The following is an 18,771-nucleotide window of genomic DNA, read 5'->3' as shown; positions in this document are numbered from 1 at the left end:
AACTAGCCCTTACTCACTTTAATATGACCATTTTTAAGGGCAGACAGAATTTGTTCCCGGGAGCCATCGGCAACAATATTCCCTTGATCCATCACGATCACTCTATCAACTAAACTCAAAAGTGAGGCTTTATGAGTCACCAGTAGAAGGGTCTTATCCTCAATGTGCTCTGCTAATTTGGCTTTAAAACGTTCTTCTGTACTGTTGTCCATGGCATTAGTGGGTTCATCCAGCATCACAACAGGTGAATTTAACAACAATGCTCTGGCAACGGCTACGCTTTGACGCTGTCCACCGGATAAACCTTCACCTCTCTCCCCGACAGGCATATCAAAACCCGATGGGTGTCGATTGACAAATTCCGTCACCCCCGCAATGTCCGCCGCTTTTAATACTTCATGATCTTCAGCGAAGGGAGCCACCATGGTGATATTTTCACGAATACTGCCGTAGAACAGTACGACGTCCTGTGGTGCGTAGCCAACATTCTTTCTTAGATCGACAGGATCGACCTGTCGAATATCAGTACCGTCCAACAAAATAGAGCCTTCATTAGGCTCATACAAACCCAGCATGAGTTTTTCAATGGTACTTTTCCCAGAACCAATGCGGCCTATAAATGCCACCTTTTCTCCAGCATTAATCTTAAAAGAGACATCAGATAAAGCATCAATGGGTTGTTCTGGATAACGAAAGCTCACCTTTTTAAATTCAATGCCACCCTTGAATTCAGGCCGATGCAGAAACTCTCGTCCAGATGGTCTTTCAACAGGCAATGCCATCAAGCTATTCAATGAACTCAACGCCGCTTTAGATTGATGATATCGAGTCAATATCCCGGCTAACTGTGCCATCGGAGCTAATGCACGCCCTGTCAAAATAGTGCTGGCAATTAAGGCCCCCATAGTGATTTCATTTTCTGTAATTAAATACACACCAAACACAACAACGGTGATGGATGCCATCTGTTGCAGGAAGGAAGTAAAGTTGATCGCCGTGGCAGATAAAATACGTGCGCGTTGGCTGTATTTCGTCATAAAACCAACCGTCTGCTCCCATTTACGCTGAATAGGAGTCTCTGCACCAATACTCTTGATAGTCTCCAAGCCGGTAAGCGTTTCAATTAATGTCGAACTTCTCTGTCCGGAATGCCTGAATAAATGTTGAATCGTTTTTGATAAAGGGAACTGAATAATCAAACTCACTAGTATCGTCAGAGGTATAACGGCTAAAGGTATATACGCGACAGGCCCTGCTACCAGCCAGATAACAGCAATAAATAATAATGAAAATGGCAAATCAACCAAGGTTGTCAGTGTCGCCGATGTAAAAAACTCTCTGAACGATTCGAACTCTTGCATACTGTTGGCGAATGACCCGACAGAATTCGACCGCGCGGACATTTTTACCGCCATCACTTTTTCAAAAATAGTGGCGGAAAGAATCACATCTGCTTTTTTACTGGCTATATCAATAAAATACGCACGAAGTGTGCGCAGTAATAACTCAAAGACAAATACAGTGGCGACACCAATGGCTAATACCCACAGTGTTTCTGTGGCATTATTTGGCACAACACGGTCATAGACATTCATCACAAATAAAGGTGAAGCCAGAGCAAAACTATTCACCAGGATGGATGCAATAAATACTTGGCCGTAGATGGGCCAGAAACGCAAAATTGTGCCCCAGAACCAATGTTCAGAACGCGGTATAGCAGAGAATTCTGTTCGTTTATCAAAGTGATGAACAGGTTTGATAAAGATACTGTATCCCGAATATTGCTCTGCTAATTCATCAAGAGAGAGCTCGGACTCCCCTTCACCTGTTTCAGGGAAAATAACTTTTGCTTTTGTTTTGTTGATTTCAAGGAGAATGCAGGCATTTGCATTATCCAATAAAAGGATAGCCGGCAAAACAAGATTTGAGATTTTTGTCAGTTTTCTCTTCACTATGCGAGAAGACAAGCCCGCACGGTCTGCAGCGCGACTGAATAAAGAGGGTGAAAGTTTATTATCAACAAGGGGCAGACCAGCAATCAACGATTCTGGACTATGTGGTTTATTAAGAATTTTGGCGAGAACCGTCAGGCAGGCCAGTAACGGATCATCATGAGTACGGTAGCTATCCTGAGCATCCCACTGCTCTTTTTTATTTGTGTTGATGACAGACTCCGTATACATCTTCTTAACAATAGTAAGTTAATAAACTTGATGAGTTTCACAGTTTTTTAGTTTACTGTAAAGCATATCACGCCATAATGTGCTATGGCATTACATTAATGGGGTCATGAATAGATATGGTTTATGTAGAAAGAGACGAAACAGCTGACATCATTGCTGTTTACGATAACCCTCAAGCTGGCGCAACAGAAAAGCTATCAGTAAACTCTGACGAACTGGTCGCTTATTTAACACAATCAGAAAACAAAGCAGATAGTCTGTCTGCGCTTAACGCATCAGACTTATCTTTGATCCGGGTGTTGGAAGATTTGATCAATACCTTGATAGACAAACAAGTCATACTATTTACAGATCTGCCTCTCGCTGCGCGCGAGAAATTGGCCACGCGTGAAAAAATCCGGGACAAGCTCAACAGTCTCGAAAATCTGATGAGCGATGACCCCGGATTGCTCTAATTTTTACGACTTTTACGCGGAGGACGCTGTTTTCTTTGAGGTGTGTTTTGTGCCGCACTTTTAACGGCTTTATCACGGTAAGGATTGTCACTGGTTTTAAACTCAATCATCACCGGTGTGCCCTGTAACTTTAGAACGTCTCTGAAGGTATTTTCCAGATAACGTTTATAACTGTTCGGCGTTGATTCAGTCTGATTTCCATGAATGATGATTCTAGGCGGGTTTTTTCCGCCTAGATGAGCATAACGGAATTTGATACGACGACCTCGGACCAGTGGCGGTGGATGATCAGCAACCGCATCTTCCAATACCCGAGTCAGGCGTGAAGTAGGGGCTTTTATCATGGCAGACTGAAATGCTTGTCTGACTGATTTGAATAAGAGGCCGACACCACTGCCATGTAATGCTGAAATAAAATGCGTTTTGGCAAAATTCAGAAAAGGTAACCGACGCTCGATATTTGTCGTCACCCATTCACGTTCACTTTTTTCCAGGCCGTCCCATTTATTAACAGCAATAACGACAGCACGCCCACTTTCAATAATCAGTCCTGCTAAATGCAGATCCTGCTCGACTATGCCTTCATGCGCATCCAGGACCAGCATCACTACATTAGCATCTTCTAAAGCCTGTAATGTTTTTAATATACTGAACTTTTCAAGTTTTTCAGAGACTTTAGAACGTCGTCTGACACCTGCTGTATCAATCAATGTGTACTTGACGCCATCTTTTTCAAATGGAACATGAATACTATCACGGGTTGTGCCAGGTTCATCGAATGCCACCACGCGCTCTTCACCAAGCAAACGGTTAATCAGCGTAGATTTACCTACATTAGGTCTGCCCAACACTGCCAGTCGAATTTCATTCTCATCAAATTGCTCAGGTTCATCGGCCTCCAGCTTCTCAACCGCTGGGATGCGATCTTTGATTTCGGCTAACAGCGCATCTATACCTCTGCCCTGAGTTGCAGAGATAACCTGAGGCTCACCCAGACCTAATGCATAGAACTCGGCAGAGATAATTTCACGACGTTCACCTTCCGTTTTATTTATTACAAGACAAACGGGTTTGCCGTCGTTTCGTAAAAGCTGGGCGACATCGGAGTCAGTAGGCATCAGTCCTGCACGACCATCGACGATGAATAAGATGAGATCCGCTTCATCAATCGCCAGTTTTGCCTGTTTACGCATAAGATCAGACATATTGTCTGTTTGATCGGTAAGGCCACCGGTATCAATCAGGATAAAATCATAACCAGGCTCTTTCGCGGTACCGTAGATACGGTCACGCGTCAGACCAGCGTAATCCGCTACAAGCGCATCACGGCTTCTTGTTAGCCGGTTAAATATGGTCGATTTGCCGACATTCGGACGACCAACCAACGCAATTACTGGTTTCAATTTTCAGGTACTCTCAAAGCGGAAAGACTGCCATCAGCTGCAGTAACATAGACAATGCCATTGATAACTAATGGTTTGCTGTAAATTGGAGCATCACTCAGTTGCTGACGTGAAACAAAGCGACCATCATCTCTTGCTATCCAGTGAATATATCCTTCAAAATCACCTACGACTATGTAATTACCCGCAATCGCAGGCGCAGTTACCTGACGTCTCAGCAATCTTGTCTGACGCCACAATGCATCACCACTACCATCCTGGACAGCCCAGACATAACCTTGATCATCTGTCACATAAACAGCGTCTCGGTAAGCGGCATCCAGCCCGATTTGTGATGACATATCACGTGACCATGACACACGACCAGAATTGATATCTACAGCAGCCAATTGTCCTTGGTAAGTCACAACGTAGGCAGTATCTTCAATCACTACCGGGTCAGCATCAATATCAACTAAACGTTCCAGCTCGGTTCTGCCACGTGGAATAGCGATACTCTTTTCCCATATCACTTTACCGTCGTTCAATGTCAGGGCGACCAATTTACCGTTGTCATAGCCAGCAATGACGGTATCACCAGCAATCACAGGTCTTCCGGCACCACGTAAACTGAGTAAAGGGACAGCGCGCTGGTATGACCAAATGACCTTACCATCACCTGCAGAAATACCCGTGACTCGTCCATCAGAGGTACGACTCACAACAATACCATTTGCTGAAGTCGCTGGAGCCAACACTTCACTAGTTAATTGTGTCCGCCACAACTCTTTGCCATCGACTTCATTCAAAGCAACCAGCAAACCTTTATCTGAGCCGACATAGACTGCTTCCATACCACCACCGATGCCGGTCACAACATTAAAATCCAGATCGGCATCCCAAATTTCACGTCCCGTTTCAGCATTCAGTGCGGTCACTTCACCTTCATGATCAACAGCAAAAATTTTATTATTTTGCCACCATGATGCCAGGTCGAGTTTCTTTTCACCTGCACCATCATTAACACCTTTATCCCATAGGACTTTGGCATTGAACTCACTGGCAAATTCAGTTAGCGGCTCTGGTGGTTCCTCATAGGATTCTTCTGCGAACCAATCGCCTACGGTGCTACATGCAGTAAGTACGGTGAGTGAGAGACCAATGGTTAATAAGCGCAAATTAACTTTCATGTGCAACGGCCACATCATCTAATTTCATTTCAATCAGGGTATGTCTAGGTTCACCAGAATTGAGCCCTTTCAAGGCATTCTGATACGCTGTTTGCGCTTGTTGCGTCTCTCCCTGAGCAGATTTAATATCACCTTCCAGCTCAGCAAAAAGAGAATCAAAGGCCTCCACATCATTGGATGTTACTTGCTCTAGAGCCTGTTCTAATTGTCCGCGATCAAACTCAACTTTTGCTAAACGTAGTTTTGCTAACGCTTGGTGACTTGATAACTCTGCATTCGTTATCACCCAACGCAGGTAATCTTTCGCTTTCTCATACTCACCGGCTTCACTCGCTTTCTGTGCCATTTGGAGCGCGGCGAAAACGGCGTAAGCACTATTTTTGTTATCCTGCATCAATTTTTCTGTGCTGGCTTGAGCAGCTTCAGAATCTTGATTGCTTACTGACACAATCGCTTGCTGGTAGATCATAGCCGCTTGCTGAGTTTGAACTTGCTGATAGTTCATCCAGTAACGTACACCAAAAATGCTTGCGATACCCAGTATCACACCAATAAAGACAGAGCGGCCATTTTCACGCCACCATTGTTTTATTGCTTCTGCTTTCTCTTCATCAGATGCATAGATATCCATGCGGTCTCCTCAACATCGGTTTACTGATCAACTTTATATAAAGCCGTTGATTATACGTTTTTATATGCTGCTTGTGGATCAACAATTCGTTTAATCACATGCACCATGAGATATCACGAAGCACCAATCTAGTGCTAAAGCTAACAATATTGCACCAATTTAAATCAATAAAACCCAACACTGGCAGGTTTATTATAACCATCCAATTGATTTATATTGTTTTTTCTAATTTGGTGCGACTCTTGCTATTTTGGTGCTTTATATCTAAACCAACGAGGGGATAGGATAGTGAATAACGCAAATGATGTTTTGTTTATACTGCTTGGCGCCATAATGGTGCTAGCCATGCACGCTGGCTTTGCTTTTCTAGAAGTCGGGACAGTTAGAAAGAAAAATCAGGTCAACGCACTGGTAAAAATTATTGTCGATTTTGCCATATCCACTATCGCTTATTTCTTTATTGGTTACGGTATAGCCTACAATTTACATTTTTTTGATGCGGCTCCAACATTGAATGAAAATTATGGTTATGGGCTGGTTAAATTCTTTTTCCTACTTACCTTTGCTGCTGCGATACCGGCTATTGTGTCTGGTGGCATTGCCGAGCGTGCTAAGTTTTACCCTCAACTCATAGCGACATTTTTTATTGCTGGCTTTATTTATCCTTTCTTCGAAGGCATTTCATGGAACGGTGCATATGGTATTCAAGAGTGGTTGATTAACACATATGGTGCCGGCTTTCATGATTTCGCTGGTTCAATTGTTGTTCATGCCGTGGGCGGCTGGATTGCATTAGCAGCAGTCTTGCACCTCGGTCCACGCCATGGACGCTATAGTAAAAAAGGTGAAATATTTGCACACCCACCTTCAAATATCCCTTTTCTGGCACTGGGTGCATGGATTCTTACTGTAGGCTGGTTTGGGTTTAATGTCATGTCCGCTCAGGCTATTGATGGAATAAGTGGGTTGGTTGCTATCAATTCACTTATGGCAATGGTTGGCGGCATACTTGCTTCGTGCCTAGTGGGTAAAAACGACCCGGGCTTTGTGCACAATGGACCTCTTGCAGGTTTAGTAGCCATATGTGCAGGTTCAGATATCATGCATCCATTAGGAGCCCTGGTGACAGGTTTGGTTGCGGGTTCATTATTCGTTTTCACATTCACACTCACACAAAACAAATGGAAAATTGATGATGTCCTTGGGGTGTGGCCTTTACATGGTCTTTGTGGTGTTTGGGGTGGTATTGCAGCTGGTATCTTCGGTCAAGTCGCTTTAGGTGGTATGGGTGGCGTTAGTTTGATGTCACAGCTTATTGGCACTGGATTAGGTGTACTTATCGCATTTGTTGGTGGATTTACCGTTTATGGTTTGCTTAAACTCGTCTTGGGGTTAAGGCTGTCTCAGGAACAAGAATATGAAGGTGCAGATTTAAGTATTCACAAAATCACAGCAACGCCGAATAATGACTAAGTAAGAATGGAATAAAGCATAATCCGATTGTTATCGGATTATGCCACCCTCCTGGTTCTTGAGAAAATCAGATAATAGAGAAATTTCATCTGATTCTTGTTTGATGTTATCAATGCGCATCTCAGCTTCTTCTAACTTCAAACCAGAGCGATATAAAAATTTATAGGCTTGTCGAATATTTTTAATTTGCAGATCAGTAAAATTACGTCTGCGTAATCCTTCAACATTAATACCAAAGGGTTTCGCCATGTGACCAGAGACCAGCACATACGGGGGTACATGTCTTGAAATCACACTGCCCATAGCACTGAAGGAATGTGATCCCATGTAATTAAATTGACTGATTAAAGTAAAACCACCCAGAATCACAAAATCATCGATAATCACATGACCGGCAAGTGATGCATTATTCGCAAAGATATTATCGTTACCAATAATACAGTCATGAGCGATATGGACATAAGCCATAATCCAGTTGTTACTGCCAAGACGAGTTACGCCTCCGCCTTGCACAGTGCCACGGTTGATTGTGACAGACTCACGTATAAGATTGTTATCACCAATCTCTAATGTGGTGTCTTCACCATGAAATTTTTTATCTTGAGGTTCTTCACCAATAGAAGCAAATTGAAAGATGCGGTTATTCTTACCAATCTTCGTTGGTCCATTTATAACGACATGTGAGGCGATTTCAGTCCCTTCGCCAATCTCTACCTTTGGGCCGATAACAGAAAAAGGACCAATTTTGACGTTATCAGCGATAACGGCGCTTGGATCAATGATAGCTGTTTGATGTATCACTTTGGCATTTCTTGGTTAACACACATGATATCGGCGCTGACAACAACTTCGCCATCAACACTCGCTTCGCCCGTAAATTTCCACAGGTTACGTTTGTTCTTTTCTAACTTAACTTCAAGTCTAAGTTGATCACCGGGTTCAACAGGTCGTTTAAACCGAGCATTATCTATACCAGCTAGATAATATAATGCTTCATCAGAGCGGATTTGATCCGCTGTCTTGAACGCTAATAACCCTGTCGCTTGCGCAAGGGATTCAAGGATTAATACACCAGGCATAATGACACGCTGAGGGAAATGACCTGTAAAATGCGGTTCATTAAATGTCACATTTTTAATGCCGACCAAACGCTCACCCGGGGTAAACTCTATAACCCTGTCAATCAACAAGAAAGGGTATCGATGAGGTAACAGGCGTTGAATTTCATGTATATCAATCGTGTTCAAGCTAATATCCCTTGACTATCATTGTATTTAAAAGACCGACAATGTTACTGTGAGAGCAGACTTTGGTAAAGCAAAACAACATTGCAATCAGTCTTTATCTTGCTCTTCAAGCTGTTTCACACGATCAAATAATTTATCCATCTGACGGTATCTAATCACGTTTTTATGCCATTGTTTCGTTGGCTCAACCGGTATACCTGACGAATAGACACCCGCTTCATTGATGGACTTTGTCACCATACTCATGCCAGTCAGCTGCACTCCATTGGCGATATTGATATGTCCAGTCATGCCGGTGCCACCACCTATCGCACAATATTCACCAATAGATGTACTACCCGCTATCCCTGTACAGCCCGCTATGACCGAGTGTTTTCCAATGGTCACGTTATGGCCAATTTGTATTTGATTATCGAGTTTTACACCGTCTGCTATTACGGTATCTTCGATAGCGCCTCTGTCAATCGTAGTGTTGGCGCCAATTTCAACATCGCTACCTATTTTAACTGACCCAACCTGAGGCACCTTAATCCAGTGCCCGTTATCATTGGCAATGCCAAAACCGTCTGCACCAATCACAACACCTGGATGGATGATAGTACGTTCACCGATATCCACACCAAAACATAATGTCACATTAGGACGGAGTGTTACCCCTTTTCTGAGAATGACGTCATGCTCAATAACACAGCCTGGGCCTATAGTTACGTTATCCTTGATGATAACGCCTGGCTCAATGACAACATGTGCACCAATGCTGACATTGCTACCTATCTCGGCTGCAGGATCAATGGCTGCGGATGGATGGATGGCAGCAGAGAGCTTTTTCACAGGATGTAAAAGACTGGCTGCTTTGGCATAGGCAACATAAGGATCGTCAACCTCAATGGCATTTGTCACGACATATTCGGACATGTCTTTTGAGACGATAATGGCGCCAGCCTGGGATTGTTTTAAAAACTTCTTATATTTCGAATTTGATAAAAAGCTTAGCTGAGATGATTTAGCATTAGATAGAGTACCGACGCTGCTAACTTCGTAAGTAGCATCGCCGATAACTCTACCATTAATTTCTTCTGCTATTTGAGCAAGTGTCAAACCCACAACTGTACTCTATTTTTTAGCTTTCAACATTTCCAAGACTTTATTTGTCAGGTCAACTTTATCACTGGCAAAAATGACACCTTGATACAACACCATGTCATACGATTCTTTTTTTGCCAGATCGACAATGGTTTCTGCAATGTCTTTTTCAAGCTTTCTTAACTCTTCATTACGACGGATCGATAAGTCTTCACTGTACTCATCTTGAAGGCGTTGCAGTTCACGTTGATCGCTTAATAAATCACGTTCTTTGTCACGACGTTGATCTGCACTGAGGATAGCCCCGTCTTTATTTAATTTTTCTTGTGCAGCACGAAGTGCTTTGTGTTTTGCTTCTAATGATTTACTTCTTGCGGAGAATTCTTTTTCCAAACGCGCGAGTGCTGCTGCTTTTTGTGGTGATTTATCAAGCACCACGCCTGCATTTACAACACCAATTTTTAAATCTGCTGCATAGCTAGCAGGGGCGGCGATGAACAATGCAAATAATAGCCAAATAAACTTCAAATTCTTCACACTCAACTCCAATAATTAATTAAAACGTCGAACCCAATGAGAACTGGAATGCTTCAGTCTCATCACCGTCTTCTTTCTTCAACGGTGCCGCTATACTAAACGACATTGCACCAAATGGGGAAATCCAGATAGCGGACAAACCTGCTGAATACCTCAGTAAACCAGCATCAAAATCTTGATCCACATCATAAACGTTACCAAAGTCAGTAAAGGCGCTAAGACGGAAAGATTTTAACGTTTTTTTCATAAATGGCACGGGGAAAATAACTTCCGCACCACCGCTAACCAGTAAATTACCACCTAACGGTTCATCGTCCTCTTTGACACCCAAGGTATTAGCCTGGAAGCCGCGGACACTTCTGATACCACCAGCGTAGAAGTTCTGGAAGAAAGGAAACTCCTCAGTATCACCATAGGATTCACCATATCCGAACTCACCTCTTAACGCGAAAGTGAAGGTGTCGTTGATCGGATGGTAAGCATTCGCTTTGTATTTGAGCTTGTAGTACTGCAATGATGGTCCTGGTATAGCAAACTCACCTGTCAATGTTTGCGACACACCACTTGTTGGTAATAATGCGTTATTACGGTCATCACTGGACCAGCCAAGATTTAATGTAACGGTATCAAAGGTGTCACCTTCACGATCGATAAAATCAGAATAGCGCGAAATAGTGTTATCTGAAGGAAGATCAATTTGAGTACGTTCATAACCCACCCCAAGATTGATACGATTCTCTTCTGAAATTGGAATACCGAAAGTGATATCCCCACCGAATGCGTCAAGAGTATATGTTGCTATGTTTGCTTCATCAGCATCTGTTTCACGATAGAAAGCATTAAAGCCCTGACTAATACCATCGACTGTGACAAATGGATTGGTGTAACCAAAGCTATATATCGTGTTAATGCTACTATTATTGAAGCCAAATCGAATGTGCTTACCACTACCCAAGAAGTTTTTCTGCGTCACATTGGCATTGAAAATCAGACCATCTGATTGGGAGAAGCCGATACCGGCAGATAAACTACCTGATGGTGTTTCTGTGACTCCAAAATCTAAATCAACCTGATCCTGTACACCAGCCACCGGAATAGTTTCGACATTCACATTTTCAAAGTAACCAAGACGTGACACCCTGGCCTTAGACTGCTCTACCTTTTCTGTGGAGATCCATGCAGATTCTTGTTGGCGGAATTCACGACGTAAAACCTCGTCACGTGTTTTACTGTTACCTGAAATATTGATACGTCTGACGTAGGCTCTACGACCTGGATCGACGAAGAACGTCAAATCTACTTCACGCTTTTCACGGTCAATCTCAGGCACCGCGTTGACGTTTGCAAAGGCATAGCCATCATTACCTAAGCGATTAGTTAAATTTTCAGTACTCTTAGTGATGGCTTTACGTGAAAATACCGAGTTTTCTCGAATTGTAACCAGCTTAAATAATTCTTCTTCAGGTACGATCAAATTACCGGCTAATCGCACTTCGTTAATTTTATATTTCTCGCCTTCACTGATATTGATTGTGATGAACATGTGTTTCTTATCATCACTGATAGAGACTTGAGTTGACTCAACCGTAAAATCTACAAAACCACGATCTAAGTAAAAAGAACGTAAGGTTTCTAAATCCGCGGATAATTTTTGACGAGAATATTGATTGTCCTTCGTCAGGAATGACAGTAATGAACCGGTTGTGGTCTGAAAATCTGTCATCAGCTCTTCATCATCAAAAGCATGATTACCAACAATGTTAATATCACTGATAGTCGCCACCACGCCTTCTGCCATCGTGATACGAATAGCTACACGATTTCGTGATAACGGTGTTACCTCAGAACTAATCGCCACACCGTATTTGCCTCGACTGAAATATTGACGCTCAAGTTCAAGCTCTACACGCTCTAGCATGGCTTGCTCAAAAACCTGGCCTTCACCAAAACCGATTTCCCGAAGCGACTTCAGCAACTCTGCTGAGTCCATGTCTTTATTGCCGACAAGTTCGATGCTGGATATGGCTGGACGTTCTTTGACTTTGATAACTAATACACCGTCTTGTCTTTCTACTTCAACATCATTGAAATATTTAGACTTAAACAATGAGCGAATAATGCCTTTTGCATCATTATCCGTCATCGTATCCCCGACTTTCACAGGGAGATAGTTAAAGACTGTACCAGCAGAAATCCGCTGCAATCCTTCTATACGAATATCTTCGATGGTAAAGGACTCAGCCTTTGCGACTGAGATAAAAGACAAAAACAGGAGTATAGGCAGTAATTTATTCATTGTTATCAGCAATAACTATCCGTCGACGAAAGAGTAAGTGTACCTGCAATTAATCTGATTATCCAAACACTCTTGTGAGATCATTAAAAAAGGCAATAAACATCACCATAATCAAAATCAAAAAGCCCACTTTTTGTATCTGCATCTGAGTTATTTCAGAGATTGGTTTACCTCTGACAGCCTCCACTGCAAACATGGCGAGATGTCCACCATCAAGCATTGGGATAGGTAAAAGGTTCAATATGCCAAGTGTAATACTTATCATGGCAAGAAAACTGATAAATGAGGTCACACCCTGCTCGGCCGAGCTGCCTGCAATTTGTGCAATACTAATCGGCCCGCCAAGATTATCGGTTGAGACTTTCCCGGTTATCATTCCCCATAAACTTTTCAGTGTCGAAGAAGAAAAATCCCAAGTTTGTATCACCGCTTGCCAGACCGCTTCAACAGGGCCATAACTTAATTCCGCTTGAAGATCCTGAGGTATCGTGCTCTGACTTGCATCGACCGCGGCACCAATTCGTCCTTTTCCATCATCACCAGCTTGTGGTGTTAATGTGAGAGTTAAGCGTTGCTCATTACGTTGAATTTCAATATTCAACTCTTTACCAGCACTTGCTTGGATCAATTCAACCCATTTCGACCAGTTATCAATGGTTTGTTGCTGTGAGGACAGGAGAACATCCCCCACTTTTAACCCGGCTTTTTGGGCTGGTGAGTCAGGCACAATTTCACCCAGTACCGGTTTAATAGCTGGACGCAAAGGCTCAATACCTATTTTGTCCAAAATACTACCTGCTTGATCAATACTGACTTGAGGTATGACTAAAGCATATTGCTGCTCAATTCCTGACGTCAGTACTAAAATCTCAGTTCGTTCACCATATTCTGCTTTTTGAATGAGTGCCTTATAAACACTATTCCAGGTTGGGGTTCGTTTACCATCCACCTGTAAAATTTCATCATTCGGATTGAGACCCGCCTGAGCGGCGATTGAGTCTGGATGCACATCATCAATGATGGGTTTAATTCCAGATACACCAACGACAAACAACATCCAATAAGCCAGTATGGCAAAAATGAGATTGGCTATAGGGCCAGCAGAGACGATAGCCACTCTTTTTGCCAAAGACTGACGGTTAAATGCAAATTGAGCTTGCTCTTCACTTACCGGCATTTCCCGTTCATCGAGCATTTTGACATAACCGCCCATTGGAATAGGCGCTAACACATACTCAGTGCCATCTTTACCCACTTTTTGCCAGATAGGTTTACCAAAGCCCACCGAAAACCGTAGCACTTTGACGCCGCAGCGTCTTGCTACCCAGAAATGACCATATTCATGAATGATAATCAGTATGGCTAAAGCGATTAAAAAGAAGATTAGTGAGTGCATAAACCTATCTTGCTCATAGCCAATTCTCTTGCTGCAGCGTCATCTGCCAGGATTTGTTCGAGTGATGAAGCCTCGTGAATAGGTAGTTCGATTAAAACATCTTCAATAATTTTCGCAATATCAGTAAACCGTATCTGCTCATCCAAAAAGGCTTGCACTGCTACTTCATTAGCAGCATTCAAAATAGCTGTAGCCGTACCACCATCGTTTAATGCTTTATAGGCTAAACGTAAACACGGAAAACGTGAAAAATCAGCTTCACTAAAATCAAGCCGGCCTACTTTCACTAAGTCTAATGGTGCCACACCAGAGGCGATTCGCTCTGGCCACGATAAGGTATTCGTAATAGGAGTCCGCATATCCGGATTGCCCATCTGAGCTAAAACCGAGCCATCCTCATAATCCACCATTGAGTGGATAACACTCTGTCTGTGTAACACGACTTCGATTTGTTGGCTTTGTAAGCCAAATAACCAATGGGCTTCAATCACCTCAAGACCTTTATTCATCATAGTCGCTGAGTCGACGGAAATTTTTTGCCCCATGGACCAATTAGGATGAGCAACAGCTTGTTCTGGTGTCACCTCTTCTAATTTATCCAGCTCATAGTCTCTGAAAGGCCCACCTGAAGCGGTAAGAATTATCTTCCTTACCCCTTTGCCGTTGAAATCATGATGCTGCGTGTTTGCTACGGGCAGGCATTGCCAGATGGCATTATGTTCACTATCAACGGGGAGAAGAGTTGCGCCGTTTTCTGCCACAGTTTTCATAAACAAGGCACCACTCATGACCAATGCTTCTTTGTTAGCCAGTAAGATTCGCTTGCCTGCTTTGGCAGCGGCAAGAGTGGGTAATAAGCCAGCAGCACCCACGATTGCCGCAACGACGATATCGGTTCTGGATGATGACGAAACATCTTCCAGTGACTGGGTGCCACTTTTTACAACTGTATTACAGCCTTCTTTACGAAGCGCTTCAGCCAGTTTGTCTGCAGCTTTGGCATCTAACATCACAGCAATTTCAGGTTGAAACTGCAGACATTGCTGCAACATAGTTTCAACAGATTGATTGGCTGTTAATGCATAGACTTTGAATTTTTCAGGATGAAGACTCAACACGTCCAATGTGCTCAAACCGATGGAACCAGTAGAACCAAGAATCGTCACTGATTTCATCTAGACACTACCCATGATTAATATCAGGAAAGTGAAGATAGGCACTGCAGCTAAAAGACTATCAATTCTGTCTAATATACCACCATGTCCTGGTAGTAAATTCCCGCTATCTTTAACAGAAAAAGCACGTTTGTAGAGGCTTTCAAATAAGTCACCGATAATGGATGAAGCCACCGTGGCGATAGAAATTAACATCCATTCAAACCACGTGATTGTCGAAGGTGATGTTACTGAATAAAAGGCAGCTGCCCATATTGAAGCAAGCACAATGGCACCCGCGACACCTTCCCATGTTTTGTTCGGACTGACAGATCGTGCCAACGCATGTTGACCAAAGCGTTTACCAGCAAAATAACCACCGGTATCTGCTAACCACACTGTCACCATGACAAAAAAGAAGAGAAAAGCACCGGTTTCACTAAAGGTTTTCAATGTGACAGCAGAGACAACAAATACAGTGAGTATCAGAATACTGCTAATCGCACCAAAAATTTTATTCTTGAATAAATAGGATAACCGTTCAGACAGAGAGTTATTTGAATAGGCGAGTATCGTTAATGTCGCTAAAAGCCAAATAATAATGCCAATGCTGATCACAAAATATGGATTAATTTGTGTAATGGCCAAATACAATACAACAATCAGGTCTATCACCAGCATCACACGCATTGTCGGGCTTTTTATCCCTATCATTTGATGCCACTCCCAAGCAGCCAGTATGGCTACGGCAGCGATAAGTGTAGTGAATGTCACTAAGGAACTGGCAAAAATAGCCCAAACGACCAGGGGAATTAAAATGGCTGCTGTGATTAAACGTTGTTTAAGCATCCGATTGACCTTGCAACTGTTCAGAAGTACGACCAAAACGTCTTTCACGCTGACTAAATGAGCTGATAGCCACATCTAATTGTTTTTTATCGAACTCGGGCCACAATACATCTGTGAAGAAAAACTCTGTATAGGCCATTTGCCATAACAGGAAATTACTGACGCGCTGTTCTCCGCCAGTGCGGATAAATAAATCTGGTTCGGGGAGTTCAGCGGTTGATAGTGATGAACTGATATCGTCTTCGTTAATATCGTCAGGGTCTAATTCACCAGCAGCCACCTTTTTTGCAAGCTGACGAACGGATTGTGTGATATCCCAACGCCCACCATAGTTTGCAGCGATGTTGACTATCAGTCCCGTATTATTTTGTGTGAGTGACTGTGCATCGACTATTTTCTGCTGTAATACGGGAGAAAATTTATCGACGTCGCCAATAATGCACAATCTAATATTATTCTCGTGTAACTTTTTGACTTGATTGTCGAGGGCGTGACTAAATAATTCCATAAGCAGTGACACTTCTTTACCTGGTCTACGCCAGTTTTCACTGCTAAAGGCAAATAAACTGAGCACTTCGACACCAAGTTCGGCACAGCGTTTCACTATTTCAGCCACCGTTTTCACACCAGCTCGGTGCCCCATAAAACGTGGTTGTAAACGGCGTTTTGCCCAACGGCCATTACCATCCATGATAATGGCGATATGCTTAGGAATATTCTCTTTCTGAGGGTTCATTCAGAGGTGGTCAATGAGAGTGTAACCAGCCGGTTACACTTCCATCAAGTCCGTTTCTTTTTCTGCAAGCACATCATCAATTTGTTTGATGGTTGCATCGGTGAGCTTCTGAATATCTTCTTCAGCACCACGTTGCTCATCTTCAGAAATTTCTTTTTCTTTCAGTAGATCTTTTAGCGTGCTGTTAGCATCACGGCGAATGTTACGAACAGCGATACGTGCATTTTCAGCTTCATTTTTTGCCACTTTGACTAAGTCACGACGGCGTTCTTCCGTTAAAGGAGGAATGGGAATCCGAATAGTCATGCCGGCACTGTTTGGGTTAACACCCAGATCAGATGTCATGATGGCCTTTTCAACGACAGACACCATATCTTTCTCCCATGGCGTTACCGTTAATGTTCTTGAGTCTTCAACACCCACATTGGCCACTTGGCTCAATGGCACATCAGAACCATAGTAAGAGACATGCAAATGATCCAATAAGCTGGTGTGAGCACGTCCTGCACGAATTTTAGCCATTGCTGTATTAAGTGCAGCAACACTTTTGTTCATACGATCAGCAGCATCTTTCTTGATATCTTCAATCATATTCAATCCTATTTGACTAATGTTCCAACTTCTTCGCCGTAGATAATTTTTGTCAGATTACCTTCTTTGTGTACGTCAAAAACACGTAAAGGTATTTTTTGCTCCTGACACATCACAACAGCTGTCGTATCCATCACAGCAAGGCGGTTATTGATGACTTCGTCATAACTCAATTCATCATAACGAACGGCATTTGGGTCTTTATTCGGATCAGCGTTATAAACACCATCAACCTGCGTCGCTTTTAACATCAGTTCAGCACCGATCTCCACAGCACGTAAACTCGCTGCAGAATCAGTCGTGAAAAAAGGATTGCCCGTTCCGGCAGCGAAAATAACTACACGCCCTTTCTCAAGATGTCTGATAGCACGACGGCGTAAATAATCTTCGCAGACCTCATGAATTCTGATAGCTGACATGACACGACAGAAAGTACCGTTTCGCTCCAAAGCGTCTTGTAATGCCAAGGCATTCATCACTGTCGCTAACATGCCCATATGATCGGCACTGACACGGTCCATGCCACTAGCGGCGAGACCAGCACCACGGAATATATTTCCGCCACCGATGACGACACCGAGCTGAACGCCTTGCGCGCTCAGCTCAGATATCTCTTTGGCAAAACGGGAAATCACTTCTGGCTGGATGCCATACTCCGCATCCCCCATCAATGCCTCGCCACTCAGTTTGAGCAAGACACGCTTAAAAACTGGCTGACTTCCCGTTTGTGTCATAAATTACTTCCCTCTGGCTTGTGCCATTACTTCTTCAGCAAAATTATCTTCTGCTTTTTCGATACCTTCACCGACTTCAAAGAACTCAAAAGCGTCAATTGAAGCACCGGCTTGTTTGATCAGTTTTTCAACTGTCACGTCTGGATCTTTAACAAATGGTTGGCCAACCAAGCTGATTTCGTTAACAAATTTCGCCATACGGCCTTCAATCATTTTTTCAATGATGTTTTCAGGTTTACCGCTATCACGTGCTTGAGTTGCCACGATATCACGTTCTTTATCCAGCAGTTCTTGAGATAACTCATCTGGAGAAATGGCTTGTGGACGATTAGCTGCAACGTGCATAGCTAAATCTTTAGCTAATTCTTCGTTGCCACCAGTTAACTGAACCATAGTACCAATGCGGTCACCATGACGATAGAAACCAATGATGCCATCTTCAGTGTTTAATGAAGTGAAACGACGAACTTGAATGTTTTCGCCAATTTTAGCTACCAGCGCCTGACGCACAGTTTCAACTGTTTCACCAGACTCCAGTGTTAATTGTTTTAACGCGTCCAGATCGGCAGGTTGTGCTTCCAGCGCTTTTTTCGCTACCGCAGATACGAAATTAACAAAATCGTCTGCTTTCGCTACGAAGTCAGTTTCTGAATTCACTTCCAACATAATCGCATGTTTGTTATCCGCACTTGTTTCAATAGTGATGATACCTTCAGCGGTGATACGATCTGCTTTTTTATCCGCTTTTGCCAAACCTGATTTACGCATTTCTTCGATAGCGACTTCAATGTCACCATTTGCTTCGACGAGTGCTTTTTTGCACTCCATCATGCC

Annotated in this window: 18 protein-coding genes; 2 read left to right on the top strand and 16 right to left on the bottom strand. The window is 43.0% G+C overall.

Annotated features, from left to right (window positions below):
• Window positions 1-2 precede the first annotated feature (2 nt).
• Window positions 3-2,183 carry a type I secretion system permease/ATPase gene (locus B3014_RS08065; RefSeq protein WP_289243972.1) on the bottom strand — a complete coding sequence of 727 codons (2,181 nt, stop codon included), beginning with the start codon at window positions 2,181-2,183 and terminating at the stop codon, window positions 3-5.
• Window positions 2,184-2,299: 116 nt separating this feature from the next.
• Here B3014_RS08065 and B3014_RS08060 point away from each other — a divergent pair, with 116 nt between their 5' ends.
• Window positions 2,300-2,638 carry a hypothetical protein gene (locus B3014_RS08060; RefSeq protein ID WP_289243973.1) on the top strand — a complete coding sequence of 113 codons (339 nt, stop codon included), beginning with the start codon at window positions 2,300-2,302 and terminating at the stop codon, window positions 2,636-2,638.
• Here the strand turns inward: B3014_RS08060 and der are convergent.
• The 3 genes from der to B3014_RS08045 are packed head-to-tail and all read right to left on the bottom strand — an operon-like array spanning window position 2,635 to window position 5,841.
• On the bottom strand, window positions 2,635-4,041 hold the full coding sequence (der, locus tag B3014_RS08055; protein ID WP_289243974.1) for a ribosome biogenesis GTPase Der: 1,407 nt from the start codon (window positions 4,039-4,041) through the stop codon (window positions 2,635-2,637). The genes B3014_RS08060 and der overlap by 4 nt on opposite strands.
• Window positions 4,038-5,210 (bottom strand): outer membrane protein assembly factor BamB, encoded by a 1,173-nt coding sequence (bamB, locus tag B3014_RS08050; RefSeq protein WP_289243975.1) that lies wholly within the window; start codon window positions 5,208-5,210, stop codon window positions 4,038-4,040. Before bamB ends, der begins: the two co-directional genes overlap by 4 nt.
• Window positions 5,200-5,841, bottom strand: a complete 642-nt coding sequence (locus B3014_RS08045) for a YfgM family protein (protein ID WP_289243976.1) — start codon at window positions 5,839-5,841, stop codon at window positions 5,200-5,202. The genes bamB and B3014_RS08045 overlap by 11 nt, the downstream gene beginning before the upstream one ends.
• Window positions 5,842-6,129: 288 nt before the next feature.
• On the opposite strand from B3014_RS08045, the gene B3014_RS08040 reads away from it, so the two are divergent.
• Window positions 6,130-7,314 (top strand): ammonium transporter, encoded by a 1,185-nt coding sequence (locus B3014_RS08040; protein WP_289243977.1) that lies wholly within the window; start codon window positions 6,130-6,132, stop codon window positions 7,312-7,314.
• Between the two features lie 30 nt (window positions 7,315-7,344).
• Here the strand turns inward: B3014_RS08040 and lpxA are convergent, their stop codons facing one another.
• The 12 genes from lpxA to tsf all read right to left on the bottom strand — a co-directional run.
• Window positions 7,345-8,115, bottom strand: coding sequence for an acyl-ACP--UDP-N-acetylglucosamine O-acyltransferase (gene lpxA / locus B3014_RS08035; protein ID WP_289243978.1), 771 nt, complete (start codon window positions 8,113-8,115; stop codon window positions 7,345-7,347).
• Window positions 8,112-8,561: a 3-hydroxyacyl-ACP dehydratase FabZ gene (gene fabZ / locus B3014_RS08030; RefSeq protein ID WP_286305381.1), complete on the bottom strand. Its 450-nt coding sequence runs from the start codon at window positions 8,559-8,561 to the stop codon at window positions 8,112-8,114. The genes lpxA and fabZ overlap by 4 nt, the downstream gene beginning before the upstream one ends.
• 87 nt (window positions 8,562-8,648) lie before the next feature.
• Complete coding sequence (gene lpxD / locus B3014_RS08025; RefSeq protein ID WP_289243979.1) at window positions 8,649-9,665, bottom strand: UDP-3-O-(3-hydroxymyristoyl)glucosamine N-acyltransferase; 1,017 nt, start codon at window positions 9,663-9,665, stop codon at window positions 8,649-8,651.
• Window positions 9,666-9,674: 9 nt separating this feature from the next.
• Complete coding sequence (locus B3014_RS08020) at window positions 9,675-10,181, bottom strand: OmpH family outer membrane protein (RefSeq protein WP_286305383.1); 507 nt, start codon at window positions 10,179-10,181, stop codon at window positions 9,675-9,677.
• A gap of 19 nt (window positions 10,182-10,200) precedes the next feature.
• Complete coding sequence (gene bamA, locus B3014_RS08015; protein WP_289243980.1) at window positions 10,201-12,477, bottom strand: outer membrane protein assembly factor BamA; 2,277 nt, start codon at window positions 12,475-12,477, stop codon at window positions 10,201-10,203.
• Window positions 12,478-12,535: 58 nt separating this feature from the next.
• Window positions 12,536-13,873 carry an RIP metalloprotease RseP gene (gene rseP, locus B3014_RS08010; RefSeq protein WP_289243981.1) on the bottom strand — a complete coding sequence of 446 codons (1,338 nt, stop codon included), beginning with the start codon at window positions 13,871-13,873 and terminating at the stop codon, window positions 12,536-12,538.
• The gene (gene ispC / locus B3014_RS08005) at window positions 13,861-15,048 is read right to left on the bottom strand and encodes a 1-deoxy-D-xylulose-5-phosphate reductoisomerase (protein ID WP_289243982.1); all 1,188 of its coding nucleotides are present in this window, start codon (window positions 15,046-15,048) and stop codon (window positions 13,861-13,863) included. The genes rseP and ispC overlap by 13 nt, the downstream gene beginning before the upstream one ends.
• Window positions 15,049-15,876 carry a phosphatidate cytidylyltransferase gene (locus B3014_RS08000; RefSeq protein ID WP_286305387.1) on the bottom strand — a complete coding sequence of 276 codons (828 nt, stop codon included), beginning with the start codon at window positions 15,874-15,876 and terminating at the stop codon, window positions 15,049-15,051.
• Complete coding sequence (locus B3014_RS07995; RefSeq protein WP_286305388.1) at window positions 15,869-16,612, bottom strand: isoprenyl transferase; 744 nt, start codon at window positions 16,610-16,612, stop codon at window positions 15,869-15,871. Before B3014_RS07995 ends, B3014_RS08000 begins: the two co-directional genes overlap by 8 nt.
• 33 nt (window positions 16,613-16,645) lie before the next feature.
• Window positions 16,646-17,203, bottom strand: a complete 558-nt coding sequence (gene frr / locus B3014_RS07990) for a ribosome recycling factor (RefSeq protein ID WP_289243983.1) — start codon at window positions 17,201-17,203, stop codon at window positions 16,646-16,648.
• Between the two features lie 8 nt (window positions 17,204-17,211).
• Window positions 17,212-17,937, bottom strand: coding sequence for a UMP kinase (gene pyrH, locus B3014_RS07985; protein ID WP_286305389.1), 726 nt, complete (start codon window positions 17,935-17,937; stop codon window positions 17,212-17,214).
• Between the two features lie 3 nt (window positions 17,938-17,940).
• Window positions 17,941-18,771, bottom strand: an 831-nt coding sequence (gene tsf, locus B3014_RS07980) for a translation elongation factor Ts (protein ID WP_289286942.1), incomplete at its 5' end; no start/stop codon positions are given.

The sequence above is a fragment of the Methylophaga sp. UBA678 genome (assembly GCF_002299105.1).
Taxonomy (GTDB): Bacteria; Pseudomonadota; Gammaproteobacteria; order Nitrosococcales; family Methylophagaceae; genus Methylophaga; species Methylophaga marina.
Note: the sequence above shows the minus strand (reverse complement) of the source record. Positions and strands in the feature narration are given on the sequence as shown.